General features: G+C 72.4%; 20 protein-coding genes and 1 pseudogene. 7 read left to right on the forward strand and 14 right to left on the reverse strand.

Features of this window, described 5'->3' with window-relative positions; all coding sequences use genetic code 11:
- Positions 1-8: 8 nt before the first annotated feature.
- Entirely contained in the window at positions 9-701 is a 693-nt protein-coding gene (locus IG90_RS0134230) for a winged helix-turn-helix transcriptional regulator (RefSeq protein WP_030593705.1), read from the reverse strand.
- 85 nt (positions 702-786) lie between these two features.
- Between IG90_RS0134230 and IG90_RS0134235 the strand changes: the two genes are divergently transcribed.
- Complete coding sequence (locus IG90_RS0134235) at positions 787-1,998, forward strand: pyridoxal phosphate-dependent aminotransferase (protein ID WP_030593707.1); 1,212 nt, start codon at positions 787-789, stop codon at positions 1,996-1,998.
- Between the two features lie 27 nt (positions 1,999-2,025).
- Here IG90_RS0134235 and IG90_RS47210 read toward each other — a convergent pair.
- From IG90_RS47210 to IG90_RS0134260, 5 genes and pseudogenes are all read right to left on the reverse strand, one after another.
- A pseudogene (locus IG90_RS47210) lies at positions 2,026-2,185 on the reverse strand (VWA domain-containing protein); the annotation flags it as partial.
- Positions 2,186-2,591: 406 nt separating this feature from the next.
- Positions 2,592-3,323: a DUF7873 family protein gene (locus IG90_RS0134245; RefSeq protein ID WP_030593709.1), complete on the reverse strand. Its 732-nt coding sequence runs from the start codon at positions 3,321-3,323 to the stop codon at positions 2,592-2,594.
- Between the two features lie 43 nt (positions 3,324-3,366).
- Positions 3,367-4,719 (reverse strand): SWIM zinc finger family protein, encoded by a 1,353-nt coding sequence (locus IG90_RS0134250; RefSeq protein WP_030593721.1) that lies wholly within the window; start codon positions 4,717-4,719, stop codon positions 3,367-3,369.
- Positions 4,716-7,739 carry a DEAD/DEAH box helicase gene (locus tag IG90_RS0134255; protein WP_030593724.1) on the reverse strand — a complete coding sequence of 1,008 codons (3,024 nt, stop codon included), beginning with the start codon at positions 7,737-7,739 and terminating at the stop codon, positions 4,716-4,718. Before IG90_RS0134255 ends, IG90_RS0134250 begins: the two co-directional genes overlap by 4 nt.
- Before the next feature lie 175 nt (positions 7,740-7,914).
- Positions 7,915-8,793, reverse strand: coding sequence for a slipin family protein (locus tag IG90_RS0134260; RefSeq protein ID WP_030593726.1), 879 nt, complete (start codon positions 8,791-8,793; stop codon positions 7,915-7,917).
- Positions 8,794-9,026: 233 nt separating this feature from the next.
- On the opposite strand from IG90_RS0134260, the gene IG90_RS0134265 reads away from it, so the two are divergent.
- Positions 9,027-9,380 carry a hypothetical protein gene (locus IG90_RS0134265; RefSeq protein ID WP_030593728.1) on the forward strand — a complete coding sequence of 118 codons (354 nt, stop codon included), beginning with the start codon at positions 9,027-9,029 and terminating at the stop codon, positions 9,378-9,380.
- A 31-nt stretch (positions 9,381-9,411) separates the two neighbouring features.
- Here the strand turns inward: IG90_RS0134265 and IG90_RS0134270 are convergent, their stop codons facing one another.
- Positions 9,412-10,110, reverse strand: coding sequence for a class I SAM-dependent methyltransferase (locus tag IG90_RS0134270; RefSeq protein ID WP_030593731.1), 699 nt, complete (start codon positions 10,108-10,110; stop codon positions 9,412-9,414).
- 128 nt (positions 10,111-10,238) lie between these two features.
- On the opposite strand from IG90_RS0134270, the gene IG90_RS0134275 reads away from it, so the two are divergent.
- Positions 10,239-10,595 carry a DUF6343 family protein gene (locus IG90_RS0134275; RefSeq protein ID WP_030593734.1) on the forward strand — a complete coding sequence of 119 codons (357 nt, stop codon included), beginning with the start codon at positions 10,239-10,241 and terminating at the stop codon, positions 10,593-10,595.
- A gap of 27 nt (positions 10,596-10,622) precedes the next feature.
- Here IG90_RS0134275 and IG90_RS0134280 read toward each other — a convergent pair whose 3' ends face one another.
- From IG90_RS0134280 to IG90_RS0134290, 3 genes are all read right to left on the reverse strand, one after another.
- Entirely contained in the window at positions 10,623-10,991 is a 369-nt protein-coding gene (locus IG90_RS0134280) for a tetratricopeptide repeat protein (RefSeq protein ID WP_030593737.1), read from the reverse strand.
- Between the two features lie 101 nt (positions 10,992-11,092).
- On the reverse strand, positions 11,093-11,695 hold the full coding sequence (coaE, locus tag IG90_RS0134285; RefSeq protein ID WP_030593740.1) for a dephospho-CoA kinase: 603 nt from the start codon (positions 11,693-11,695) through the stop codon (positions 11,093-11,095).
- A gap of 31 nt (positions 11,696-11,726) precedes the next feature.
- A complete protein-coding gene (locus IG90_RS0134290; RefSeq protein ID WP_030593743.1) occupies positions 11,727-12,665 on the reverse strand; it encodes a PAC2 family protein in 939 nt (312 codons plus the stop codon).
- 358 nt (positions 12,666-13,023) lie between these two features.
- On the opposite strand from IG90_RS0134290, the gene IG90_RS0134295 reads away from it, so the two are divergent.
- Complete coding sequence (locus IG90_RS0134295; RefSeq protein ID WP_030593746.1) at positions 13,024-13,983, forward strand: right-handed parallel beta-helix repeat-containing protein; 960 nt, start codon at positions 13,024-13,026, stop codon at positions 13,981-13,983.
- A 103-nt stretch (positions 13,984-14,086) separates the two neighbouring features.
- On the opposite strand, the gene rpsA is transcribed toward IG90_RS0134295, so the two are convergent.
- Positions 14,087-15,607: a 30S ribosomal protein S1 gene (rpsA, locus tag IG90_RS0134300; protein ID WP_030593748.1), complete on the reverse strand. Its 1,521-nt coding sequence runs from the start codon at positions 15,605-15,607 to the stop codon at positions 14,087-14,089.
- A 409-nt stretch (positions 15,608-16,016) separates the two neighbouring features.
- On the opposite strand from rpsA, the gene IG90_RS0134305 reads away from it, so the two are divergent.
- Both IG90_RS0134305 and hrpB read left to right on the forward strand, forming a co-directional pair.
- On the forward strand, positions 16,017-16,856 hold the full coding sequence (locus IG90_RS0134305; RefSeq protein ID WP_030593750.1) for a class I SAM-dependent methyltransferase: 840 nt from the start codon (positions 16,017-16,019) through the stop codon (positions 16,854-16,856).
- A 60-nt stretch (positions 16,857-16,916) separates the two neighbouring features.
- Complete coding sequence (gene hrpB, locus IG90_RS0134310) at positions 16,917-19,430, forward strand: ATP-dependent helicase HrpB (protein ID WP_030593753.1); 2,514 nt, start codon at positions 16,917-16,919, stop codon at positions 19,428-19,430.
- On the opposite strand, the gene pgfA is transcribed toward hrpB, so the two are convergent.
- From pgfA to IG90_RS0134325, 3 genes are all read right to left on the reverse strand, one after another.
- Entirely contained in the window at positions 19,417-20,382 is a 966-nt protein-coding gene (gene pgfA, locus IG90_RS0134315; protein ID WP_030593756.1) for a cell envelope lipid trafficking protein PgfA, read from the reverse strand. The genes hrpB and pgfA overlap by 14 nt on opposite strands.
- A 27-nt stretch (positions 20,383-20,409) precedes the next feature.
- On the reverse strand, positions 20,410-20,547 hold the full coding sequence (locus tag IG90_RS43990) for an SPW_0924 family protein (RefSeq protein WP_106973016.1): 138 nt from the start codon (positions 20,545-20,547) through the stop codon (positions 20,410-20,412).
- A 157-nt stretch (positions 20,548-20,704) separates the two neighbouring features.
- A complete protein-coding gene (locus IG90_RS0134325; RefSeq protein ID WP_030593759.1) occupies positions 20,705-22,555 on the reverse strand; it encodes a lytic transglycosylase domain-containing protein in 1,851 nt (616 codons plus the stop codon).
- Positions 22,556-22,741: 186 nt separating this feature from the next.
- Between IG90_RS0134325 and IG90_RS0134330 the strand changes: the two genes are divergently transcribed.
- A complete protein-coding gene (locus IG90_RS0134330) occupies positions 22,742-23,632 on the forward strand; it encodes a DUF4184 family protein (RefSeq protein ID WP_030593762.1) in 891 nt (296 codons plus the stop codon).
- Positions 23,633-23,732 lie beyond the last annotated feature (100 nt).

The following is a 23,732-nucleotide window of genomic DNA, read 5'->3' on the forward strand; positions in this document are numbered from 1 at the left end:
GCGGGGGTTCAGGCGCCCCGCAGTCCGGCGGCGAGCGGGCCCTCGCCGAGCACCTCGACTCGGCCGTCCTTCACCGCCTCCGCGAGGGTCACCCCACCCCGCGCGAGCTCCAGGCACACCCCGGCGTCGAGGACGATCCGGGCGTCGGGACGGTCGGCGGGGCCGTATCCGTACACCGGGCCGTACGCCTCGGCACCCGGGAGCACGGCCCCCGCTCCCCCGCCGACATGGAGGTGGAACTCGCCCTCTTCCAGGCGGACTTCGAGGACGCCCTCCTGGGTGAGTCCGGTGAGGGCGCCGAGCAGCGGCAGCGCGAACCAGTGGGCCCGCACCGCGTCGGTGGGCCGGCGCTCGGCGAGGGCGGGTGCTCCCCACTCGGCGAGGGCGGCGAGGACGGGCAGCAGGGCGTGTCCGCGCCCGGTCAGCTCGTAGACCGACGCGGCCGACGGGGGCGGCAGTCTGCGGCGCAGGGCGAGCCCGGTCTGTTCCATGTCCTTGAGCCGGGAGGCCAGCACATCCGTGCTGACGCCGGGCAGATCGGCGTGCAGGTCCGTGTACCGGCGGGGCCCGCCCAGCAGTTCACGCACGATCAGCAGCGTCCACCGGTCGCCGACGGAGTCGAGGGCGCGGGCGGTGGCGCAGAACTGGTCGTAGCTCCGGCGACGGACGGTGCGTGCTGCTGGCTGCTGCTGACGTGGCATGCGACGCAGTCTAGACATGTTGTTGGACTTTCCAAGCTGAAGCTTGGTAAAACCAAGTATCGCAATTCGGCTCGGGAGGCAGCGCATGGAGTTCCGGCAGTCCAGCAAGCTCAACGAGGTCTGCTACGAGATCCGGGGCCCGGTCATCGAGCACGCCAACGCCCTGGAGGAGGCGGGCCACAGCGTGCTCCGGCTCAACACGGGCAACCCGGCGCTCTTCGGCTTCGAGGCTCCCGAGGAGATCGTCCAGGACATGATCCGGATGCTGCCACAGGCGCACGGCTACACCGATTCACGCGGCATCCTCTCGGCCCGGCGCGCGGTGGTCCAGCGCTACCAGGCCATGGGGCTGACCGAGGTAGGCGTGGACGACGTGTTCCTCGGCAACGGGGTCTCCGAGCTGATCTCCATGGCCGTGCAGGCACTGCTGGAGGACGGCGACGAGGTGCTGATCCCGGCTCCGGACTTCCCGCTGTGGACGGCGGTGACCACGCTCGCGGGCGGCAAGGCCGTGCACTACGTCTGCGACGAGGAGTCCGACTGGAATCCGGATCTCGCCGACATGGCCGCCAAGATCACCGCCCGGACCAAGGCCGTCGTGATCATCAACCCGAACAACCCCACCGGCGCGGTCTATCCGCGCGAGATCCTCGAAGGAATTCTGGACCTGGCCCGGCAGCACGGGCTGATGGTGTTCGCCGACGAGATCTACGACCAGATCCTGTACGACGGGGCCGTGCACCACAGTGCGGCGGTCCTCGCCCCGGACCTGGTCTGCCTCACCTTCAGCGGCCTGTCGAAGACGTACCGGGTGGCGGGCTTCCGTTCCGGCTGGATGGTGGTGTCAGGACCGCGCCAGCACGCCCGCAACTACCTGGAGGGCCTCACCATGCTGGCCTCCATGCGGCTGTGCCCCAACGCCCCGGCGCAGTACGCCATTCAGGCCGCGCTCGGCGGGCGGCAGTCCATCCGGGAACTGGTCGCGCCGGGCGGCAGGCTGCACGAGCAGCGGGACCGGGCCTGGGAGCGGCTGAACGAGATCCCCGGCGTCTCGTGCGTGAAGCCGAAGGGCGCGCTGTACGCCTTCCCGCGCATCGATCCGAAGGTGCACCCGATCGTCGACGACGAGAAGTTCGTGCTGGACCTGCTGCTGCGGGAGAAGATCCAGGTGGTGCAGGGAACGGGCTTCAGCTGGCCGCGCCCGGACCACTTCCGCATTCTCACCCTCCCGTACGCCGATGACCTCGACGCGGCGATCAGCCGCATCGGCCGCTTCCTGAACGGGTACCGCCAGTGACCCGCCCGCCGTGTGCGGTCCCGGTCGGATGAGGCGGAAGAGGCCGGCGGCGGCGTGGACGTCGGTGAGGTCCCCGATGGAGCGCAGGTTGTCGCACAGGGCGTCCAGGACCGAGCCCGCGCCGGCGGCGCGGGAGGGCCCCGACGGCCGGGCCGAAGACGCGGAAGCCCAGCCGGCGCCGGGCATCCTCCCGAACGGGAGCGGGCCCGGAGGCGTAGCCGGCCTCCGGGCCCTGAGAGTGCCGCCCATCTGGCACGCCGGCACGTTTAAGGGTCCGGGTCAGTCATGATGTCGTCGCGTCCTGCCTTTGGACCACCGCAGATCGGAGCTCTGCGGGCCGGACTTGAACCGGCATCTCGACGCGCGCGGGCCCGGGCCCGTTCGATCCGGCGATCGGCGGCGAATGCTGAGTCTGGAGCAAGAGTCTGAGATTGACGGCGGCTGCCTCTGCCTGCTTGGGCTACTCCGGCCCGTGCCGGAGGGAGGAGTCGAACCTCCACTGGAACCGCGCCTTCACGACAAGCTTCAGTTTCAGCCTGCGCTCCTCGCGCACCCCGGCCGCCTTGAGCGGCGCCCGGGGAATCCATGGTCGGTCACCCGAAGAGGTAACCGAATACCGCATCACCCACCCGCTGGTCGGTGACCTCCGTGCCGTTGGCCTCCTCGCGGGCGAACTTCACGGCCTGCTGGAGCTTCTCGATCCGGTCCAGCAGTTCGTTGACGCGCCGCGCGGGCAGCGCCCCGGAGAACTTCACGGTCGTCCAGTAACCGATCGGGATGTCCTCGTAGTACACCTCGACCTGCGCCGGGTGCTTGTCGGTGGCCTCCGCCTTGACGTGGTTGCGGGGCACCTTCTTCGTGCGGAGCGTGCGGACCGGCTCGGTCTTCCAGGAGTCGGTCGACGGGTCCTGCACCCAGGCCTCGGCGGCGTCCAGCACGGGCAGCTTGCGGACGAAGGTGTTGAGGTCGGTCAGCTGCTTCTCCAGGAAGAGCAGGTACGACACCGGCACCTCGCTCACCAGCACCCGGCCGTCGACCTTCACATCAGCCCTGGCCGAGCAGTTCGCCCAGTCCTTCGTGGCGGTCACGTCGAAGAGCCGGGTCAGCGTGGCCGCGGTCTCCCGCAGCACGTCCTCGGCCTTGACCTGGACCAGCGTCGACTCGGGCGGAAGCTGCTCGCCCTCCTCGTCCTTGGGCTGGTAGGTCCGGGAGATGCCGGCCAGCAGTCCGGTCTTCTGGAGGCCGTGATGTGCCGCCGTCAGGTCCTGGTGTGCCTTGGACTTGACGCCCTTCTCCACTGCGATGATCTGATTGAGTTTCGCCACGTCGAGGACGCTAACAGGGACAACTCTCCTGCGGCCAAAGGTTTTACCGCACGTAGTGAGGGTCGGCCCCGGAGTCGTCCGGGACGGAGTCACCGGCCAGCAGCGCTTCGAGCCCGGACACCGGGTCGGGGTCGGGGGCGGCGCGCGGCCACCAGTCGTCGGCGCCGGGGTCGGATTCGTAGCCGTACCAGCGGTGGTCCCGGCCGAAGCGGAGCTGGAGCGAACCGGCCGGGTGGGTGAGGTGGTTGCGCCACGGCGTGAAGCGCGGGAAGCCGGCGGCGGCGAGCGCGGGCCTGGCCCGGTCGAAGGGGCCGGCCGGCGGATCCCAGGGCGTCTCCAGGACCGCGAGGCCCTCCACATCGCCCTGGCGCCAGGCGGCGACGGCGCGGGCGAGGTCGGTCGTGGTGCGGCCGGTGGCGTACGCCAGCTCCCGGTAGAGCGCGCGGGTCGTGGCGGTGAGCCCCGCGGTCGGGCGCGCGGCGGCCAGGCGGACGGCGTCCTGCCACGCGGTGAGCCCGGCCAGCGGATCGCGGCCCGTGGTCAGCAGGGCGTGGGCGCGGGCCGCGGCATCGGTGGCGAGGTGGTCCAGGCCCAGCGGATCGCGGGCGCCGGGCAGGTCCGGGTACGACGGTGGCTGGCCGGGGTGCGGCGGGACGGGGAGGGGCGCCGGGAGCGGGGGCAGGAAGCGTCCGGCGAAGGCCTCCTGCGCCCCGACCGACGGGACGGCAGGGGCGGCGGGGCGCTCGCGGGCGGAGTGCTCGGCGTTGCGCCGGCCCAGCTCGTCCAGCAGCTCGCGCTCACCCCGGCCCCGCATCAGCAGCAGGACGAACGGGTCGCTGTCGAGCAGCAGGGCCGTCTGGAAGCAGAGGGCGGCGACGTGTTTGCAGGGCCTCCCGTGGTCGGGGCAGGTGCAGCTGGGGTCGAGGTCGTCGGCGGCGGGCAGCAGCCGGACACCGGCCTCCTCGGCGGTGTGGGCCAGGGAGTGCGGCATCTCCTTGGCCAGCAGCGCGGACAGATGGCCGGGGTGGGCGGCGACCGCGTCGAGCAGGGTCTCCCAGCCGGGGTCGGTGAAGGTACGCAGTCGCAGTTCGGCGCGGTAGGGGCGGGCCCGGCTGCCGTGCACATAGGCGACGACGCGGCCGGGGGTGACGGTGATCGCCGCGACCTGGCCGTCGTCGGCGTACGCCCGGCCGCGGGCGAGCCGGGCCTCGTCCATCGACAGCGACTCCAGCGCGTCCACCCAGGCCCGGCCCCACCAGCTGGCCGCGAAGGGCTCGCCCTCGGCGGAGGCGCGGGCGGGCACCGCCTCGAAGGTGCGCCGCAGATCGTCCGGGCCGGGACGGGCACGGGGGGCCGGTCTCCGGGCGGCCGGGCCGGTGGTCGGGCGCGGGCTCATGCGGGCCTCCGCAGCGATACGAGGTCGGCGAGGTCACGGTCGCTGAGCTCGGTCAGGGCGCTCTCGCCGGTGCCGAGCACCGCGTCCGCCAAGGCCCGCTTGGACTCCAGCAGCTCACCGATCCGGTCCTCCACCGTGCCCTCGGCGATGATCCGGTGGACCTGGACGGGCTGGGTCTGGCCGATACGGTACGCCCGGTCGGTGGCCTGTTCCTCCACGGCGGGGTTCCACCAGCGGTCGAAGTGGACGACATGGGCGGCGCGGGTCAGGTTCAGTCCGGTGCCGGCCGCCTTGAGGGAGAGCAGGAAGACGGGGACCTCGGCGGACTGGAAGCGGTCCACCATCCTCTCCCGCTCGGGCACCGGCGTACCGCCGTGCAGGAGTTGGGAGGGGATCGCGCGGGCGGCCAGGTGGGCTGAGAGGAGCTTCGCCATCGTCACGTACTGGGTGAAGATCAGGACCGAGCCGTCCTCGGACAGGATCGTGTCGAGCAGTTCGTCGAGGAGGGCGAGCTTGCCGGAGCGGCCCGTGAGCCGGGTGGGCTCCTCCTTCAGATACTGGGCGGGGTGGTTGCAGATCTGCTTGAGCGAAGTCAGCAGCTTCATGACCAGTCCCCGGCGGGCGATGCCCTCCGCCGCCTCGATCTGCGCCATCGTCTCGCGGACGGCCGCCTCGTAGAGCGTGGCCTGCTCGCGGGTGAGCGAGACGGGGTGGTCGGTCTCCGTCTTGGGCGGCAGCTCGGGGGCGATGCCGGGGTCGGACTTCTTGCGCCGCAGGAGGAAGGGCCGCACCAGCCGGGACAGCCGCTCCACCGCCTCCTCGTTGCCCAGGCCCGCGGCGGTGCCGGTGTTCTCCACGATCCGGGCGTGCCGGGCCCGGAACGCCTTGAGCGGGCCGAGCAGTCCGGGAGTGGTCCAGTCGAGGAGCGCCCAGAGCTCGGAGAGGTTGTTCTCGACGGGGGTGCCGGTGAGGGCGACCCGGGCCGGGGCGGGGATGGTGCGCAGCGCCTTGGCCGTGGAGGAGTGCGGGTTCTTGACGTGCTGCGCCTCGTCGGCGACGACCAGGCCCCAGCTCTGCTCGGCCAGCTGGGCCGCACTGGAGCGCATGGTCCCGTAGGTGGTGAGGACGAAGCCGCCGTCCGGATCGCTCAGGGTGCGGTCGGTGCCGTGGAAGCGGCGCACGGGGACGCCGGGGGCGAAGCGGTTGATCTCCCGGTGCCAGTTGCCGAGGAGGGAGGCGGGGCAGACCACCAGGGTGGGCGAGGGGTGCGCCCGGTGCAGATGGAGGGCGATGAGGGTGATCGTCTTGCCGAGGCCCATGTCGTCGGCGAGGCAGCCGCCGAGCCCGAGCGAGGTCATCCGGTCCAGCCAGGCCAGGCCGCGCAGTTGGTAGTCGCGCAGGGTCGCGTCCAGGCCGGGCGGCGGCGCGATCGTCAGGTCCTGGCTGAGGATCCTCGTGCGGAGGGCGGCGAGCGCCCCGGCGGGGACGGCGTCCACCCGCTCGCCGTCCACCTCCGCACTGCCGGTGAGGGCGACGGCCAGCGCGTCCACCGGATCCAGGAGTCCCAGCTCCCGCTTGCGCGCCTTGCGTACGAGGGCGGGGTCGACGACCACCCACTGGTCGCGCAGCCGCACCACCGGGCGGTGGGCCTCGGCCAGGGTGTCCATCTCGGCCTCGGTCAGCCGCTCGTCCCCCAGGGACAGCTGCCAGTCGAAGGCGAAGAGGTGCTCGGCGTCGAAGAAGGACGTGCCGTCGGTGGCCGATCCGGGCGCGGGCCGCACGACGGCGGCCGCTGTGAGCGAACGGGCCAGCTCGCGCGGCCAGTGCACCCCGACCCCGGCGGCGGCCAGCCGGGATCCGGCGTCGCTCAGCAGCTCGTACAGCTCGTCCTCGGTGATCGCGAGCACATCGGGGACGGGCTGCCCCAGGAGTCGTTCCAGCGGGGCCCAGACGCGGGCGGCGCGGCGCAGGGCCAGCACCGCGTCGACCCGGGAGCGCGGCCCGAACGGCTCGCCCGCCGCGCCGTTCCACAGGGCGGCCGCGTCCACCACGTAGGTCGGGTCGGCGAGGCTGTGGACCTGTACGACGGCCGCGGCGGCATGGCGGACCGCCGGATCGTCCGTGTGGACCGCCGGTGCGGATCCGTCGGCGGCCTCCGCCTCCTCGCGGGCGGCCGTGACCGCGTAGGTGTCTGCGGTGTCGAACAGCTCGTACGCGGAGAGGTCCAGGCGCAGCGAGACCCGCACGCCCGCGTCCAGGCCCGAGGCCACCTCGACGGCCCAGGCGGCGGCGTGGGGCAGATGCTGGGCTTCTCGGGCGGCGAACGGGGCGCCCATCGCGAAAGCGGCGGCGGGCGTGCGCGGCAGCGTGTCGGCGACGGCGTCCAGGAACGACCCGGTCAACGCCTCGGGGTCGGGGAGCCGGGGCGGCTCCGAGGCGGGCACCGGCACCGCGTGCCCCTCGGGCGGCAGGGCGGCGGCGACCGCCCGCAGGTGCGCGACGTCCTCGGCGTCCCTCGGACCGGCCCGCCAGGCGTCGTGACCGTCCGCCGTGAGTCCGGGGAGGAGCCTGCCGCGTGCGACGAGCTGAAGGGCGTGCAGCGCGGCCGCGCCCCAGCAGCGGGTGGCGGGGTGGGCGGACGCCTGATGACGGGCCCGGACGAGCAGGGGCAGCGCGTCGGCCACGGACAGCACTGCCGCGGGCGCCTCGGTGGTGCGGACCCGCCCGGGGCCCGCCGCCGGGTCCGGCCGGACGACCGTGAGCCGGGCGTCGGTGTACGGGACGGGGTCGGGGCGCCCGGTGGCGTCCGCGTACGCGAAGGACGTGCCGCTCCGTGCCTGCGCACCGTCGTTGTGCCACGGGTCGCCGTCCGCGTGCGGGTCCCAGAAGGCGATGCGGCCGTCCCTGGGCACCGCGCCGGGCAGGAAGACCGCCGCGCAGCGCAGAAGGCGGCCGATGTCGGCGGTCCGGGGCGCGCTCTCGGTGTCCCGCGCCTCGCCCTCACTGGTCCGTGCCGTCATGTCCGCCACCCCCCTCCGCCTGATCCTGGTCCACGGCCTCCGCCGGCACGGAATGTGCTGACTCCGCGAGTCTAGGCGGGAGGTCTGACACTCCGGACTCCTGCCGCATCACCCCAGCTCAGCGACGGAGGGACGGGTCCGCCGCGGGTCCGGTTCCACGAGTGGAGCCGGACGCTCAGTGATGGGCGAACGGCTGCTCCGAGGAGGACGGCGCGGTCGGGCCGGGCGCGGCGGCAGGTTCGGTCGGGGCGGGGGGTGCGGCCGGTTCTCCGTCTTGTCCCGTCTCCGCGGCCGGCTGCTGCGCGCGCTCCAGGAAGCGGAGCAGCTCCACAGGGAAGGGCAGCACCAGTGTGGAGTTCTTCTCCGCCGCGACGGCGACCACGGTCTGCAACAGCCTCAGCTGGAGCGCCGCGGGCTGGGCGGACATCTCGCCGGCCGCCTGGGCCAGCTTCTTCGAGGCCTGGAGCTCCGCGTCGGCGTTGATCACCCTGGCACGCCGCTCCCGGTCGGCCTCGGCCTGCCGGGCCATGGACCGCTTCATGGTCTCCGGCAGAGAGACGTCCTTGATCTCCACCCGGTCGATCTGCACGCCCCAGCTGACGGCCGGGCTGTCGATCATGACCTCCAGCCCCTGGTTCAGCTTCTCGCGGTTGGACAGCAGATCGTCCAGGTCGCTCTTGCCGATGATCGACCGGAGCGAGGTCTGGGCCATCTGCGAGACGGCGAACCGGTAGTCCTCCACCGCGATGACGGCGTTCGTCGGGTCGACCACCTTGAAGTAGATGACCGCGTCCACGCGGACGGTGACGTTGTCCCGGGTGATGCCGTCCTGCGCCGGCACCGGCATGGTGACGATCTGCAGGTTCACCTTGCGCAGCCGGTCGATCCCCGGCACGACCATCGTGAAGCCCGGCCGCCGCACCTCGTCCCGCAGCCTGCCGAGCCGCAGCACGACACCCCTCTCGTACTGCCGGATCACCCGCGCCGCCAAGGCCACGTACAGCGCCGCGGCGCACAGCACCGCCACCGACGCGATCACTAGCTCCTGAGCCATCACGGCCCCCTGAGAGGAAGGGGAGCGGACAAACACGCACCCACATAGCACTTTTTGTAATTTTATGCCCTATTCGAGCGCATGGTGAACCCCCGTCGAACGGCGGCTCGCCCGGTCGGCTGCGCACGGGATGCCGGGGCGGCCCCGGGCGGGCAGGGTGGCCAGCGCCAGCACGTCTTCCCGACGTACCGATTCGCCGGACGAGCACCGGACGAGCAGACGAGGACCCGCCCATGTCCGTGACCGCCACCGTTCACCGCCGACGCCACCTCGGGATCGCCGCCGGAGTCACGCTCCTCGCCCTCGCCGTCTCGGGCTGCTCCGGGCTCGGCCGTACCGCGGTGGGCCCGGTGACGTACACCACGGAGCGCGAAGCGGTGCTGCAGGTGAACAGCCCGTCGGTACGCGGCTGCCACCGGATCGCCCCGGCGGGAGCCCACGAGGTGGAGAACGGGACGCTGGTCGACGTCATCATGTACCGCACACGTGACTGCACGGGCGGCCGGACGACCTATGTGCCGACCCGGTTCAGCGATGTGACGGCGCCGGGCAGCGGGCCGTGGCGCAGTTACAGCTTCGTGCACTGAGGTCCGCGGATACCGGCTTCGTGCACCGAGGTCAGAGCGCGGGGCGGGCCAGCAGCCAGGTGCCGTCGTCGGTGAGGGTGCGGTCCACCGTGAGCCCGGCCGTCGCGAGATGCCGGGCGAGGTCCTCGTCGGACAGCTCCCGCGACAGGAAGGTCTGCGTCCACCGGGCGTCGTCGAAGTGGTACTCCGCGCGCACGGAGCGCACGCCGTCGCCCACCGGATCCGCGGAGACGATCCGGATCAGGCCGCCCGACGGGTCGGTCCGCTCCCACGGCAGCTCCGAGCGGTGCGCCACGCCCTCGCGCTGGACGAGGACGATCCCGTCGTCCCGCACATGGGCCCGGCAGACGCGCAGCATCCCGTCGCGCACCCGGTGCTCGCCCGCGTGGACCAGGAAGGAGCCGAGCAGCACCACGTCGAACCGCTCACCGCCCAGGTCCAGCGACTCGATGGGGCTGCGCACCGTGCGTGCCCCGACGATCTGCTCCAGCATCTCCGGCGACTCGTCCACCGCCGTCACGCGGAACCCTTGCCGCACCAGCGGGTGTGTCACCCGGCCCGCCCCGCAGCCCAGTTCGAGGATGCTCGCCCCGGCGGGAGCAACGCCCGAGATCACGTCCGGCTCCTCGCCGGCGGACAGCCGTCGATAGAGCTCCACCGCGCACCCGTCCGGCGTGATGGCTCCGGGACCGGTCCCCTCGTACCCCTCGCGTACCAGTGATTCGCTCATGAAGGACGAACGAGCCGCCGCCGGAGGCGGTTCCCTGCCCGTCACGCCAGGTCAGCGCCGAGGGCCGCAGCGTAGCGCCCCCCTCTCCGCCCGGCCGCTCCCTGTTCCGTCCGCCGCCGGGCGGGTCCATGCTGGTGAGTGAGGTGATCGCCATGCGTACCGGCAGTGAACCCGCGACCGCCCGCAGTCCGCTGCGGATGCGGCTCTGGCTGAGCCTGTGGGGGATCTTCTGGACCCTCTTCGGCGTGGTGGCGTTCTCCCTGACCGGGCGGCCTGGCTGGGCGGCGGCCTGCGCGGTGGTGCTGCTGCTCGCGGTGGTGGACCTGGGCGTGATCACGTACCGCATGCGTCAGGGCCCGCACTACCAGCCGGGCCGTGACGTCCCGCCGTACGAGCCGGACCACGGCGACGGCCGTCCGCGACGGCCGGGGCCCGGCACGGACGGCGGCTGGAGGAACGGCGGACGGGCGGGCCCCACACCCTAGGTGTGTCGTCCACGCCGGTCCGGTCCGTCAGGCCCGCTCGTCGAACTTCGCGGCGCGGAGGTACTCCGGCTTCGGGTCGAGCGCCGCCGCCAGCCGGAAGTGCCGGGTCGCCTGCTCCGGGCGGCCGGCCCGCTCGAAGGTGCGGGCCAGGGCGAAGTGGGCGAAGGCGTTGTCCGGCTCGCGCTCCAGCACCAGCTCGAATTCCAGCTCGGCTGGGCGCAGTTGGGCGGCGGCGAAGAAGGCGCGGGCCCGCAGCAGCCGGGCGGCGGTGTTCTCCGGGTGGGCGGCGATCACCGAGTCGAGGAGCTTGACGGCACCCCGGGGGTCCCGGGCGTCGAGCAGATGCTCGGCCGCACGGTAGTCGATGACGTGGGTCTCCGGATTCCTCTCGGGCACGGTCGCATCCTTCCCTTCCCTCACGCGTTCCCCAACGCCCGCCCCGGCTCCGGTATTCCGGCCGGGGCGTTCGTGGGCGCGGACCGGCGGACCCGGCGGCCTCAGCGGGCGGCGGCCCTGCGGACCAACTCGTCCCAGAGCGTGCGGACCTGCGGTTCCAGCGCCTCCAGCGGCCCGTCGTTGTCCACGATCAGGTCGGCGATGGCCCGGCGCTGTTCGCGGGTGGCCTGGGCGGCCATCCTGGCACGGGCGTCGGACTCGGTCATCCCGCGCAGCGTCACGAGCCGGTGGAGCTGGGTCTCGGCGGATGCGTCCACCACCACGACCAGGTCGTAGAAGGGGGCGAGCCCGTTCTCGGCGAGGAGGGGGACGTCGTGGATGACGACGGCGTCCTGGGGAGCCGCCCGTTCCAGCTCGGCCGCGCGGGCGCCGACCAGGGGGTGGACGATCGCGTTGAGCGCGGCCCGCCGTTCGGCGTCGGCGAAGACGAGTGCGCCGAGCGCCGGACGGTCCAGGGTGCCTTCGGCGGTCAGGACGTCCGGCCCGAACTCCTCGACGACGGCAGCGAGTCCGGGCGTCCCGGGTTCGACGACCTCGCGGGAGATCCGGTCGGAGTCGATCAGGACGGCGCCGTACTCGACGAGCAGCCGCGACACTTCGCTCTTGCCGGCGCCGATGCCGCCGGTCAGGCCCACTTTCAGCATGGGCCGCAGCCTACGGGCCGGGCGGGGGCGCTCAGCCCTCGCCCTCCCGCTCGGCGAGGAAGCGCTCGAACTCGCGGCCGATCTCGTCGGCGGACGGCAGGTCGACCGGCTCGGCCACCAGGTTGCCGCGCGTCTCGGAACCGGCGACGGCGTCGTACTGGTGCTCAAGGCCCTCGACGAGGGAGACGAGCTCCTCGTCGCCCTGGCGGATCTGCCGGTCGATCTCGCTCTGTGTGCGGTGCGCCTCGGTGCGCAGGGTGTGCGCGAGGGCGGGCAGCACCAGACCGGTCGCCGCGGTGATCGCCTCCAGCGCGGTCAATGCCGCGTCCGGGTAGGAGGACCGGGCGACATAGTGCGGAACGTGGGTGGCGACCCCGAGGACGTCGTGGCCGGACTCCATCAGCCGGTATTCGACGAGTGCCTCGGCCGAACCGGGCACCTGGGCCTCGTCGAAGGGGCTGCGGTGGCCCGGCATCAGGTCGGTGCGGTTGCCGTGCGGGGTGATGCCGACGGGGCGGGTGTGCGGGACGCCCATCGGGATGCCGTGGAAGTTCACCGCGAGCCGGACGCCGAGGCGCTCGACGATCTGCTCGACGGCGGCAGCGAACCGCTCCCACTCCACGTCCGGCTCCGGGCCGGACAGCAGCAGGAAGGGCGCTCCGGTGGCGTCCTGGACCACCCGGACCTCCAGGGCCGGGGCCTCGAAGGACGTCCAGCGGTCGCGCCGGAAGGTGAGCAGGGGGCGCCGCGCGCGGTAGTCGACGAGCCGGTCGTGGTCGAAGCGCGCGACGACCTGGTGGGGCAGCGTTTCGAGCAGGCCGTCGACGATCTGCTCGCCGGTCTCGCCCGCGTCGATGTAGCCGTCGAAGTGGTAGAGCATGACCAGGCCGGCGGACTCCTGCGCCAGCGCCATGTCGACGACGGCCAGGCCCTTCGGCTCCCATTCGTACAAACTCTGCGGATCAGGCACGGTTACCGCTCCTCCTCGTGTTCCCTGGAAGAACACGACCGGCGGCACGAGCATTCCCCGCACCCGGACCTTTCCCCGGCGAGGACGGGTCACGGCCCGTCAGCTGCCCGTGCCGCGCGAGTGCTTCAGCGCGCCCGGCATCGCCCGCCGATCCTGGTCCAGACCTTGACGCGCCCTGCCGCCGTCCCTACCGTCACTGGACAGCACATTCAGACACACGTCTCGCATTCACGTACGGGAACGGACGGAATCTCTACGTCCGAACCCCTCCGTCCGGACCTCCACGTCTGGACTGCACAGTCCGGTCCCCCACGTCCGGACTGCTACGTCCGGACCCATACGACGGGAAGGCACCCCCATGCGCACCCGCTCCCCCCTCACCGTCCTGCTCGCCGCCGCCCTGGCCTCCGGCGGCCTCACCCTGGCCGGCGCCGGTCCCGCGAACGCCGCGGTCATCGACGTGAGCACTGCCGCCCAGCTCAAGTCGGCACTCACCACCGTCTCCCCCGGCGGCACGATCCGGCTCGCCGACGGCACGTACACCGGGAACTTCAAGGCCACCCGGCCCGGCACCGCCGGGGCGCGGATCACCCTCACCGGCTCCAGCAGGGCGGTCCTGACCGCGGGCGGCGGCTACGGGCTGCATCTGAACGGCGCCTCGTACTGGACGGTCCAGGGGGTCACGATCAAGGGCGGACAGAAGGGCATCATGACCGACGCGGCGAACGGTGTCGTGATCGACTCGGTGACCGTGCACGACCTGGACATGGAAGGCGTCCACTTCCGTAAGTCCAGCAAGGACGGCGTCCTGAAGAACTCCCGGATCTACGACACCGGGCAGAACGGGCGGGGCATGGGCGAGGGCGTGTACGTCGGTTCGGCGGGCGATCTCTCCGACCGCAGCGACAACGCGCAGATCCTGAACAACACCATCGGCCCCGATGTCGGCGGCGAGAGCATCGACATCAAGGAAGGCACGACCGGCGCGAGGATCATCGGCAACGCCTTCGACGGCCACGGGCTGACGGGCGCCAACTACGACGACTCCTGGGTCGACGTGAAGGGCAACAACGTCCTGGTCGAGGGCAACAAAGGGTCCCGCACCACCAACAACGGCTACGAGACCCACACCCAGCAGAGCGGCTGGGGCTGCGCCACCGTCTTCCGCGGCAACGCCTCGAACCTCTCCGGGGCCACCGGCGACAAGCGGCTCGCCATCAACGTCACCAACCACAGCTCCGGTTGCCGCACCACCGTGCACGCGAGCAACACCGTCACCGGCGGCAAGGGACTGACCAACATCGCCGTCACCCCGTAACCCCCGCCCCCGCACACGCACGTGAGGCCCGCCCCCCGAAGGGGACGGGCCTCACTCAACGCTCTACAGCTACTGCAGCCGATGAGCCGCCGGGGTCAGAGCGTCAGCTCTGGCCGCCCGCGAGCTTCTCGCGCAGCGCGGCAAGGGCCTCGTCCGACGCCAGGGCGCCGGAGTTGTCCGCCGACTCCGAGGAGTAGGAGCCGCCGCCGCCACCACCGCTGCCGCCGGAGGCGGCCGGAGCAGCGCCGGCCGGGGCAGCAGCGCCCTCGGCCGCAGCAGCCTCGTCGGCCTCGCGGGACTTGATGACCTGGGCCTGGTGCTGCTCGAAGCGCTGCTGCGCCTCGGCGTACTGGGTCTCCCAGACCTCGCGCTGCGCCTCGAAGCCCTCGAGCCAGTCGTTGGTCTCGGGGTCGAAGCCCTCGGGGTAGATGTAGTTCCCCTGGTCGTCGTACGACGCGGCCATGCCGTACAGCGTCGGGTCGAACTCGACCGAGGCCGGGTCGCCACCGAAGGACTCGTTGGCCTGCTTCAGCGAGAGGCTGATGCGGCGGCGCTCGAGGTCGATGTCGATGACCTTGACGAAGATCTCGTCGTTGACCTGGACGACCTGCTCCGGGATCTCCACGTGGCGCTCGGCCAGCTCGGAGATGTGGACCAGACCCTCGATGCCCTCGTCGACGCGCACGAACGCACCGAAGGGAACGAGCTTGGTGACCTTACCCGGGACGACCTGACCGATCTGGTGCGTCCGGGCGAACTGCTGCCACGGGTCTTCCTGCGTCGCCTTGAGCGACAGCGAGACGCGCTCGCGGTCCATGTCGACGTCGAGGACCTCGACGGTGACTTCCTGGCCGACCTCGACAACCTCGGAGGGGTGGTCGATGTGCTTCCAGGACAGCTCGGAGACGTGCACGAGACCGTCGACGCCACCCAGGTCCACGAAGGCACCGAAGTTGACGATCGAGGAGACGACGCCGGAGCGGACCTGGCCCTTCTGCAGGGTCGTGAGGAACGTCTGGCGAACCTCGGACTGGGTCTGCTCGAGCCAGGCGCGGCGGGACAGGACCACGTTGTTGCGGTTCTTGTCCAGCTCGATGATCTTCGCCTCGAGCTCCTTGCCCACGTAGGGCTGGAGGTCGCGGACACGACGCATCTCGACGAGCGACGCCGGGAGGAAGCCGCGGAGGCCGATGTCGAGGATGAGACCACCCTTGACGACCTCGATGACGGTACCGGTGACGATGCCGTCCTCTTCCTTGATCTTCTCGATGGTGCCCCAAGCACGCTCGTACTGAGCGCGCTTCTTCGAGAGAATCAGGCGGCCTTCCTTGTCCTCCTTCTGGAGAACCAGGGCCTCGATCTCGTCGCCGACCTTGACGACCTCGTTCGGGTCGACGTCGTGCTTGATCGAGAGCTCGCGGCTCGGGATGACACCTTCGGTCTTGTAACCGATGTCGAGGAGAACCTCGTCCCGGTCAACCTTGACGATGACACCGTCAACGATGTCGCCGTCGTTGAAGTACTTGATCGTCTCGTCGATCGCCGCGAGGAACGCGTCCGCGTCGCCGATGTCGTTGACCGCAACCTGCGGAGTGGTGGCGGTGGTCTCGGTGCTGCTCGTCATGTGGGAAAGGGCTCCGGTACGGACAGAGAGTCGTAGGTACTGCTACGCCGAAAGCCCGTATCGCCTCTGCAGAAGCCGGACAGCCTGGAAAGCGCGCAATCCGTTTCCGGAGAGGCACCTCGACAACCGAGGGGACATGCAACAGACGCGAGCGCGGCCTGCTAGGTCTGAGGCGCGCAGGCTCGCAGCGCAACTTGTAGCATACGGGGGCAGCCGGACAGGGTCAATGCGCGAAGGCGCACACCCGGGGCACATGGCCCCAAACCCGGCACAACTCGTGTTCGCCGAGGCCACATCGGCCCGGGAACACTACGGCACGGCGCCGCGGACGCGCGTCCGTACCCCCGGGGTACGCCCCCTGGTACGTAGCGCTCGCGGCGGGTGAAGGCAAACTACAACGACGGGCACGATGAGCCAAGAGATCCACGGGACCTACTCCTCAGGACCCGCAGAAACCGCGGAGCCCGAGGCCACCCGCCGCGCCGCGGACGAGGCGGAGAGCAGCCGGGCCAGCCGCGGCTGGTGGGACCGGAACGCGGACGAGTACCAGTCGGACCACGGCGGCTTCCTGGGGGACGACCGCTTCGTCTGGGGTCCGGAGGGGCTGGACGAGGCGGAGGCCGCGCTGCTGGGGCCCGCCTCCTCCCTCAAGGACCTCGACGTCCTGGAGATCGGGGCCGGGGCCGCCCAGTGCTCGCGCTGGCTGGCCGGCCAGGGCGCGCGCCCGGTCGCGCTCGACCTCTCCCACCGCCAGCTCCAGCACGCCCTGCGGATCGGCGAGGACGTCCCGCTGGTCGAGGCGGACGCGGGCCGGCTCCCGTTCCGCGACGGCTCCTTCGACCTGGCCTGCTCCGCGTACGGGGCGGTCCCGTTCGTCGCCGACCCCGTCCAGGTCTTCCGCGAGGTCCACCGGGTGCTGCGGCCCGGCGGGCGCTGGGTGTTCTCCGTGACGCACCCGATCCGGTGGGCGTTCCCGGACGAGCCCGGGCCCGAGGGCCTGTCCGTCGCCGCCTCCTACTTCGACCGTGTCCCCTATGTGGAGCAGGACGAGAACGGCGACGCCGTCTATGTGGAACACCACCGCACCCTGGGCGACCGGGTCCGGGACGTGGTGGCGGGCGGTTTCCGGCTGGTCGACCTGGTCGAACCGGAATGGCCCGCCTGGAACAACCAGGAGTGGGGCGGCTGGTCCCCGCTGCGCGGCAACCTGATCCCGGGCACGGCGATCTTCGTCTGCGAGCGGAGCTGACGGTCTTCGCCGGCGGGGCTGACGGACCGGCGTTTCCCCCTCCCGTACGACACTGGGGGCGTGATCCGTACCGAGGCCCTGGACCGTCTGCCCGTCCGCACCGCCGTGCCCGCCCTGGAGCGCGCGCTCGACGACCGGGGCGTCGCCGTCCTGTGCGCCCCTCCCGGCACCGGCAAGACGACGCTCGTCCCGCTGGTCCTGGCCGGGCTGACCGGCGAGGGCCCGGTGCGCCGGGTCGTGGTCGCCGAGCCGCGGCGGATCGCCGCGCGGGCGGCGGCGCGGCGGATGGCGTGGCTGCTGGGCGAGCAGCCGGGCGGCCGGATCGGCTTCACTGTCCGCGGCGAGCGCGTGGTGGGGCGGGAGACGGTGGTGGAGGTCGTGACCACCGGGGTGCTGCTCCAGCGGCTCCAGCGGGACCAGGAGCTGGCCGGGGTCGATGTGGTGATCATCGACGAATGCCACGAGCGGCATCTGGACGCCGACACGGTCGCCGCGTTCCTCCTGGACGTACGCGAGGCGATCCGGCCCGATCTGCGGCTGGTGGCGGCGTCCGCGACGACGGACGCGGAGGGCTGGGCGCGGCTGCTCGGCGACGCCCCCGTGGTCGAGGCGCAGGGCGTGTCGCACCCGGTGGAGGTGGTCTGGGCGCCGCCCGCCCGTCCGGTGAAGCCGCCGCACGGGATGCGCGTGGATCCGGCGCTGCTGACGCATGTGGCCGCGACCGTGCGCCGGGCGCTCGCGGAGCGGGAGGGGGACGTGCTCTGCTTCCTGCCCGGCGTCGGGGAGATCTCGCGGGTGGCCGGGCAGCTCGCCGGAGTGGCCGCCGAGGTGCTCCAGGTGCACGGGCGGGCTCCTGCCGCCGTGCAGGACGCGGTACTGGCCGGCTCTTCCGAGGGACGGCGGGTGGTCCTGGCGACCGCGGTGGCGGAGTCGTCCCTGACGGTGCCGGGTGTGCGGGTCGTCGTCGACTCGGGTCTCGCACGGGAACCCCGTACCGACCATGCCCGGGGCCTGAGCGCCCTGACGACCGTACGGGCGTCCCAGGCGGCCGGGCGGCAGCGTGCCGGGCGGGCGGGGCGGGAGGCTCCGGGGGCGGTGTACCGGTGCTGGGACCAGGCCGAGGACGGACGGCTCGCGCGCTTCCCGTCGCCGGAGATCAAGGTCGCCGACCTCGCGGCGTTCGCGTTGCAGGCGGCGTGCTGGGGCGATCCGGGCGCGTCCTCGCTCGCGCTGCTGGACCCGCCGCCCGCCGGGGCGATGGGCGCGGCCCGGGAGGTGCTGGACGCGATCGGCGCCGTGGACGGCGAGGGCCGGGTGACCGACCGGGGCGTACGGATGTCCCGGCTCGGGCTGCATCCGCGGCTGGCGCGGGCCCTGCTGGACGGCGCGCGGGAGGTCGGGGCGCGGCGGGCCGCGGAGGTGGTGGCCCTGCTGAGCGAGGAGCCGCCGAGGGAGTACGGGGACGATCTCGCGGCGGCGCTGCGGACCGCCCGCCGGGGCCAGGACGGGTACGCGGCGCGCTGGAAGCAGGAGGTGCGCCGGCTGTCGTCGTCGCTGGGGAGCGGTGCCGGTTCCGGCGGCGGGAAGGGCGGTGGTTCCGACGACGCGGCCGTGGGGCTCGTCGCCGCGCTGGCGTTTCCGGAGCGGGTGGCGCGGGCCCGGGGCGACGGGGCCTTCCTGATGGCGTCGGGCACGGGCGCGGAACTGCGGGACGGATCGCGGCTGCGCAGCGCGCCCTGGCTGGCCGTGGCGGTCGCGGACCGGCCCTCCCACGCGGCTTCGGCGCGGGTGCGGCTGGCGGCGGTCGTCGACGAGTCCACCGCGCTGCTGGCCGCCGGGCATCTGCGGGTGCGGGGCGAGGAGGTCCGCTGGGTGGACGGTGAGGTGGTGGCCAGGTCCGTGGACCGGCTGGGGGCGGTCGAGCTGGCGGTACGGCCGCTGAGGCAGCCCGATCCGGATCTGGTGCGCGGGGCCCTGGTCGAGGGCCTGCGGCGGGAGGGGCTCGGGCTGCTGCGGTGGACCCGGGACAGTGAGCAGCTGCGGCTGCGGCTGGCGTTCCTGCACCGGGTGCTGGGGGCGCCGTGGCCGGACGTCTCGGACGGGGCGCTGCTCGCGGAGACCGGGGCGTGGCTGGAGCCGGAGCTGTCGCGGGCCCGGCGCCGTTCTGATCTGGGCCGGATCGACGCCGGCCAGGCGTTGCGGCGGCTGCTGCCCTGGGCGACCGGGGAAGGCGCCCGGCTGGACGAGCTGGCGCCGGAGCGGATCGAGGTGCCGAGCGGTTCGCGGATCCGGGTGGAGTACGGCGGGGAGCAGCCCGTGCTGGCGGTGAAGCTCCAGGAGCTGTTCGGGCTGGGCGAGACGCCCCAGGTGGCCGGGGTGCCGGTCCTGGTCCACCTGCTCTCCCCCGCCGGGCGGCCCGCGGCCGTCACGGCGGACCTGGCGTCGTTCTGGCAGGAGGGCTACAAGGCGGTGCGGGCGGAGCTGCGCGGCCGCTACCCGAAGCATCCGTGGCCGGAGGACCCCGCGACCGTACCGGCGACGCGGTTCACCTCGGCCCGGCTCAAGCGCTCGTAGGGCCTTCAGTTGTTCGGGACCGGGCCTCCAGCCACAGGGCGAGCGCGAACAGCGCGATGCCGAGGCCGAGGAGGCCCCAGGGCAGGTACGAGGTGAGCAGGAGGACCAGGACGCGCTGGGACTTCACCAGGTCGACGGTGTCCACGATGTAGTCCTCGCGCATCTTCACATGGCCGGAGAACGCGGTGACGGTGTCCTCGGACATGCCCATCTTCTTGGCGTTGCGCAGCTCTTCCTGGTGGATCTCCTCGCCGTTGACGGGGGCTCCGGTGACCGGGTCGACCCAGAACATGCGCTTCGTCGTGTACCAGCGGGTCATGCCGGTCTGCGCGATCTGCTCGGCGGTGACGCCCTTGATGGGCATCTTCCTGGGCATCGGGACCTTGGTCCACGGAATGGTCTGCTCGAAGTAGTAGACCTCCAGGCCACGGAAGGTGCGGGTGCCCTGGTAGTGGATGGGGGCGGTGGTGCGGCTCTGGGCGTCGAAGTACTCGTAGTCCCGCTTCTCGGTGAGGAAGGGCCACTTGAACTCGATGCCCGTGCGCCGGACCGGGTCGCCGTCGACCATCTCGCCGGTGGCGTTGACGGGGGCCTGGGTGTGGGCGTCGAAGATGTAGCGCTCGGGGATCTCGGAGACCATCTTGCCGTCGGGGCCCTGGATGTAGGAGAGCGCGTCCCAGACGACGACGTCGCGTCCGGCGCTGCGTTCGATCTTCTCGGACTCCTCCACGTTGCCCTTGAGCGTCTGGACGATGGTGACCTTCTCGACCTTCTTCGCCTTGAGGGTGGTGTAGTCGAGGAGGGTCGCGGGGGACGCCTCCAGGACGACCTCCTGGTACTGGCCCGGCGGGACCTTGGCCAGGCGTGGGAAGGCGTACCAGCGCATCAGCGGCGACATGGCGGCGAAGAACACGGCGAAGGCCAGGAGGACGAGACCGGCTCGGCGGCGCATGGTGGTGACCTCTTCCCTCTGCGGCGGCTATCTCTTCGGGCCCGGGACGGTGGTCAGCAGGGGTTCGGGCGAGGTCTCCCCGGCCGGGGAGCCGACGGCGGAGATGGTGAACACGAGCGCGAGGGCGGCGGCCAGTCCGATGGCGGCGGCGACGAGGGCACGCATGCTCGGCCTCCCGGGGCGGTGATCCGACGACGGCGACCTGATGGGCCGTCAGTGCTGGGGCACCGTAGCAACCGGGGCGCGAGATGAGAACACGGCGGACAGCCCCTCGGCCGGGTGGCCAAGGGGCTGTCCGCCACAGCTGTGCGCTGCCGCGGGGTCAGGCTTCGGGGGTTGCCGTCTTCCCCGGGGCCGTCTCCTCCGAGGCGGGCCCCTCGGGAGCCGTCTCCTCGGGAGCCGTCTCCTCCGGGGCCGTCTCCTCGGGAGCCGTCTCCTCCGGGGCCGTCTCCTCCGGGGCCGTCTCCTCCGGGGCCTGGATGGTGAGCTCGATGACGACCGAGGCGCCGCCCTCGGTGGTGAGGCGCAGCAGATACGTGCCCTCGGTGTCGTCGGCGAAGATCTCCGGGAGCCGGAGCACGCCGTCGGCGTCCGTCGTCAGGGTGGTGAGGGTGCGGACCGGCTTGCCGTCCGCGTCCTTGAAGTAAGGGCCCTCGTCGTTGTCGATGAGCCCCAGGGGGTCCTTGACCATCGTGGCGGTGACGGCCACTCCGGCCGCGGCGGCGTCCTTGTACGTGGCCTTGACGGTGACGGCGTCCGCGAACTTCTCGCCGGGGGCGGCGACGAGCGCCTTCTCATCGGTCCGGGCGATCGCGTCGGCCTGGCGGGCGGTGACGGTCGCCGCGTAGGTCAGGGTGCGCGGCCTGCCGGTGCCGGCGACGGCGGTGACCGTGAACTTCCCGGCCTCCTCGCCGGCCTGGAGCGCCGGCGCGGTGGCGGTGCCGTCGGCCCCGGTGGTCACCGTGACGGTCTTCCTGCCGCCGGTGAAGAGCGTGCCGGTGCTCCCGGTGACGGTGAAGGTGACGGGCACCTTGGCGAGCGGGGCGCCCAGCGCGTTGCGGGCACGGACGGAGACCCGCTCGTCGAACGTCTGGCCCGCGGTGGCGCGCAGCGGGCCGGTGCCCGCGTTCTCCAGGGAGCCGAAGGTCTCGGACGGCGGCGTCGGCTCGGGCGTGGGCGGCTTCGGCTTCGGGCTGGTGGAGCCGTCGCCACCGGGCTTCGAGGGGCCCGGACTCGGCTTTCCGCCCGGCTTGTGCGGGGAGGGCTTCGGGCTGGGGGTTCCGGTCGGGCCGGTGCTGGTGCCCGGACGCGGGCTCGGGGAGGGGGTGCTCGGGGAGGGGGTGCTTGGGGAGGTGGGCAGCGTTCCGGTGCCGTCGGGGATCTCGTGCGTACCGCGCTGGTAGTAGGAGAACCACGAGCGGACCGTGCGCAGATACTCCGTCGAGCGGTTGTAGCTCAGCACGGCCTTGTCCAGGTCGGCGGCGAGCGCCAGATCCCGGTCGTTGGCGCAGAGGTAGCGGCCGGCGGCGAGCGCCGCGTCGAAGATGTTGTTGGGATCCTTGCGGCCGTCGCTGTTGGCGTCCTGGCCCCAGGAGGCCCAGGTCGACGGGATGAACTGCATCGGGCCGACCGCGCGGTCGTGGACCGCGTCACTGTCGTACGCCCCGCCGTCGGTGTCCTTGATCAGCGCGAAACCCTGGCCGTTGAGGGCCGGGCCGAGGATCGGGGAGGTGGTGGTGCCGTCGGCGTCGACCCGCCCGCCGCGGGCCTGGCCGGACTCGACCTTGCCGATCGCCGCGAGGAGCTGCCAGGGCAGCCGGCAGTTCGGGTCGGTGGCCGCGACGGTCCGCTCGGCCTGCTTGTACGCGGCCAGGATCGACGCCGGAATGCCCGCTTCCGCACTACCGGTGGCCGGCAGATTGCTGGAGGATCCGGGCTTGTCTGGTGTGACCAGGGGCGGAAGGTCCGTGTAGTAGGGCGAGTTGCCGGTCGCGGCGCCGTCGTCCCCGGCACTCGCGGTGTCCTCACCGGCCGCCTTCGGGTCACCGCCGGCGGTTCCTTCGGTCAGGGTCGCCGCGGGCGCCTGCGAGGCTGCGAGCGCCGCCACGGCGGCTGCCGCCACCGCGGTGGTCGTGGCCCCCTTGCGCAGACGTCGGCGAATGTGCGCTGCCATACGTTCCGGTCCCTCCCCCTCGAAGGCTTCGCGCTCCCCAGCGCGAGGACTCCAGCGACCCTACGGCAACTTGTGTCGCCCGGACACCGAGCCCTGACCGCTTCTTACTGTTTTCTCACCTTCCCGCGCGCACCTTGTCCGGTCGGCCACGGAAGGGTGCCCTGACGGTCCCGCATACTTGCCGCCATGCCGTTCACGCTCAGTCATGCCGCCGCCGTGCTCCCGGCGATCCGCCGGGACGGGACCGCCCGGTGGCCGCTGTTCCCCTCGGCGCTCGTCGCCGGTTCGTTCGCACCCGACATCACCTACTTCGCGGATACCGTGATCCCCGGGGCGATGGAGTTCGGTTCGTTCACGCACACCTTCCTCGGGGTGGTCACGGTGAACCTGGCCATCGCCGCCATGCTGGTGGCGGTGTGGGCCCTGCTGCGGGAGCCGCTGGTGGCGCTGTTGCCGGTACGCGTACGGGGCCGCGTCCACGCCTTCGTCCGGGGGCAGCGGTGGACGCGCGCCTCCTTCGGGCCGTCCGCCTGGCTGTGGTTCGCCGTCTCCGGCGCGCTGGGCGCGGCCACCCACGTGGTGTGGGACGCGTTCACCCACCACAGCCGGTGGGGGACGGAGCTGCTGCCGGTGCTCAGCCGCAGCGTCGCCGGCTTCCCGGTGTTCCAGCTCGTCCAGTACGGCAGTTCGGCCCTCGCCCTCATGGCCGTCTGCTGGTTCGCCGCCACCGGGCTGCGGCGCACCGCGCCGGCCCCCGCGCCTGATGGGGTACCCGTGCTCGGCCGCCGGGAACGGTGGGGCGCGATCTGCCTGCTGGCCCTGTGCGTGCTGATCGGCGTCGTCCACCGGTGCGCCCGCTGGTACGCCCACTTCGGCCGGGTGGAGAGCCCGCTCGACATCATCCCCACGGCCTGCTTCGGCGCGGGCGCCGGGCTGGCCGCCGGACTCCTGCTGTACGGGGTGTGGACGCGCCTGTTGCGGAGGCGGCGGCCGGGGCCGGAGGGCCCGGGGCATACCGTGTCCGTACCGGAGAAGGCCGGGTCCCGCACGGGCGTGCCCGCCGGCCGGGAGCACTAGGTGTATTGCCCCGGGAGGTTGTGGACGGGTGATGCAGCTCTCGGCTGAGGGATCTTGAACGGGTGAGGGCCTTCCGGGTTCGGTGTGGATTGCGACGTCT

It is taken from the genome of Streptomyces anulatus (assembly GCF_000721175.1).
Lineage (GTDB): Bacteria > Actinomycetota > Actinomycetes > Streptomycetales > Streptomycetaceae > Streptomyces > Streptomyces anulatus_C.

What these genes read in the sequence shown, in the direction of transcription:
- IG90_RS0134230 (WP_030593705.1), bottom strand. Translation starts at nt 701, where the DNA reads ATGCCACGTCAGCAGCAGCCAGCAGCACGCACCGTCCGTCGCCGGAGC.
- IG90_RS0134235 (WP_030593707.1), top strand. Translation starts at nt 787, where the DNA reads ATGGAGTTCCGGCAGTCCAGCAAGCTCAACGAGGTCTGCTACGAGATC.
- IG90_RS0134250 (WP_030593721.1), bottom strand. Translation starts at nt 4,719, where the DNA reads ATGAGCCCGCGCCCGACCACCGGCCCGGCCGCCCGGAGACCGGCCCCC.
- IG90_RS0134255 (WP_030593724.1), bottom strand. Translation starts at nt 7,739, where the DNA reads ATGACGGCACGGACCAGTGAGGGCGAGGCGCGGGACACCGAGAGCGCG.
- IG90_RS0134260 (WP_030593726.1), bottom strand. Translation starts at nt 8,793, where the DNA reads ATGGCTCAGGAGCTAGTGATCGCGTCGGTGGCGGTGCTGTGCGCCGCG.
- IG90_RS0134265 (WP_030593728.1), top strand. Translation starts at nt 9,027, where the DNA reads ATGTCCGTGACCGCCACCGTTCACCGCCGACGCCACCTCGGGATCGCC.
- IG90_RS0134270 (WP_030593731.1), bottom strand. Translation starts at nt 10,110, where the DNA reads ATGAGCGAATCACTGGTACGCGAGGGGTACGAGGGGACCGGTCCCGGA.
- IG90_RS0134275 (WP_030593734.1), top strand. Translation starts at nt 10,239, where the DNA reads ATGCTGGTGAGTGAGGTGATCGCCATGCGTACCGGCAGTGAACCCGCG.
- coaE (WP_030593740.1), bottom strand. Translation starts at nt 11,695, where the DNA reads ATGCTGAAAGTGGGCCTGACCGGCGGCATCGGCGCCGGCAAGAGCGAA.
- IG90_RS0134295 (WP_030593746.1), top strand. Translation starts at nt 13,024, where the DNA reads ATGCGCACCCGCTCCCCCCTCACCGTCCTGCTCGCCGCCGCCCTGGCC.
- rpsA (WP_030593748.1), bottom strand. Translation starts at nt 15,607, where the DNA reads ATGACGAGCAGCACCGAGACCACCGCCACCACTCCGCAGGTTGCGGTC.
- IG90_RS0134305 (WP_030593750.1), top strand. Translation starts at nt 16,017, where the DNA reads ATGAGCCAAGAGATCCACGGGACCTACTCCTCAGGACCCGCAGAAACC.
- pgfA (WP_030593756.1), bottom strand. Translation starts at nt 20,382, where the DNA reads ATGCGCCGCCGAGCCGGTCTCGTCCTCCTGGCCTTCGCCGTGTTCTTC.
- IG90_RS43990 (WP_106973016.1), bottom strand. Translation starts at nt 20,547, where the DNA reads ATGCGTGCCCTCGTCGCCGCCGCCATCGGACTGGCCGCCGCCCTCGCG.
- IG90_RS0134325 (WP_030593759.1), bottom strand. Translation starts at nt 22,555, where the DNA reads ATGGCAGCGCACATTCGCCGACGTCTGCGCAAGGGGGCCACGACCACC.
- IG90_RS0134330 (WP_030593762.1), top strand. Translation starts at nt 22,742, where the DNA reads ATGCCGTTCACGCTCAGTCATGCCGCCGCCGTGCTCCCGGCGATCCGC.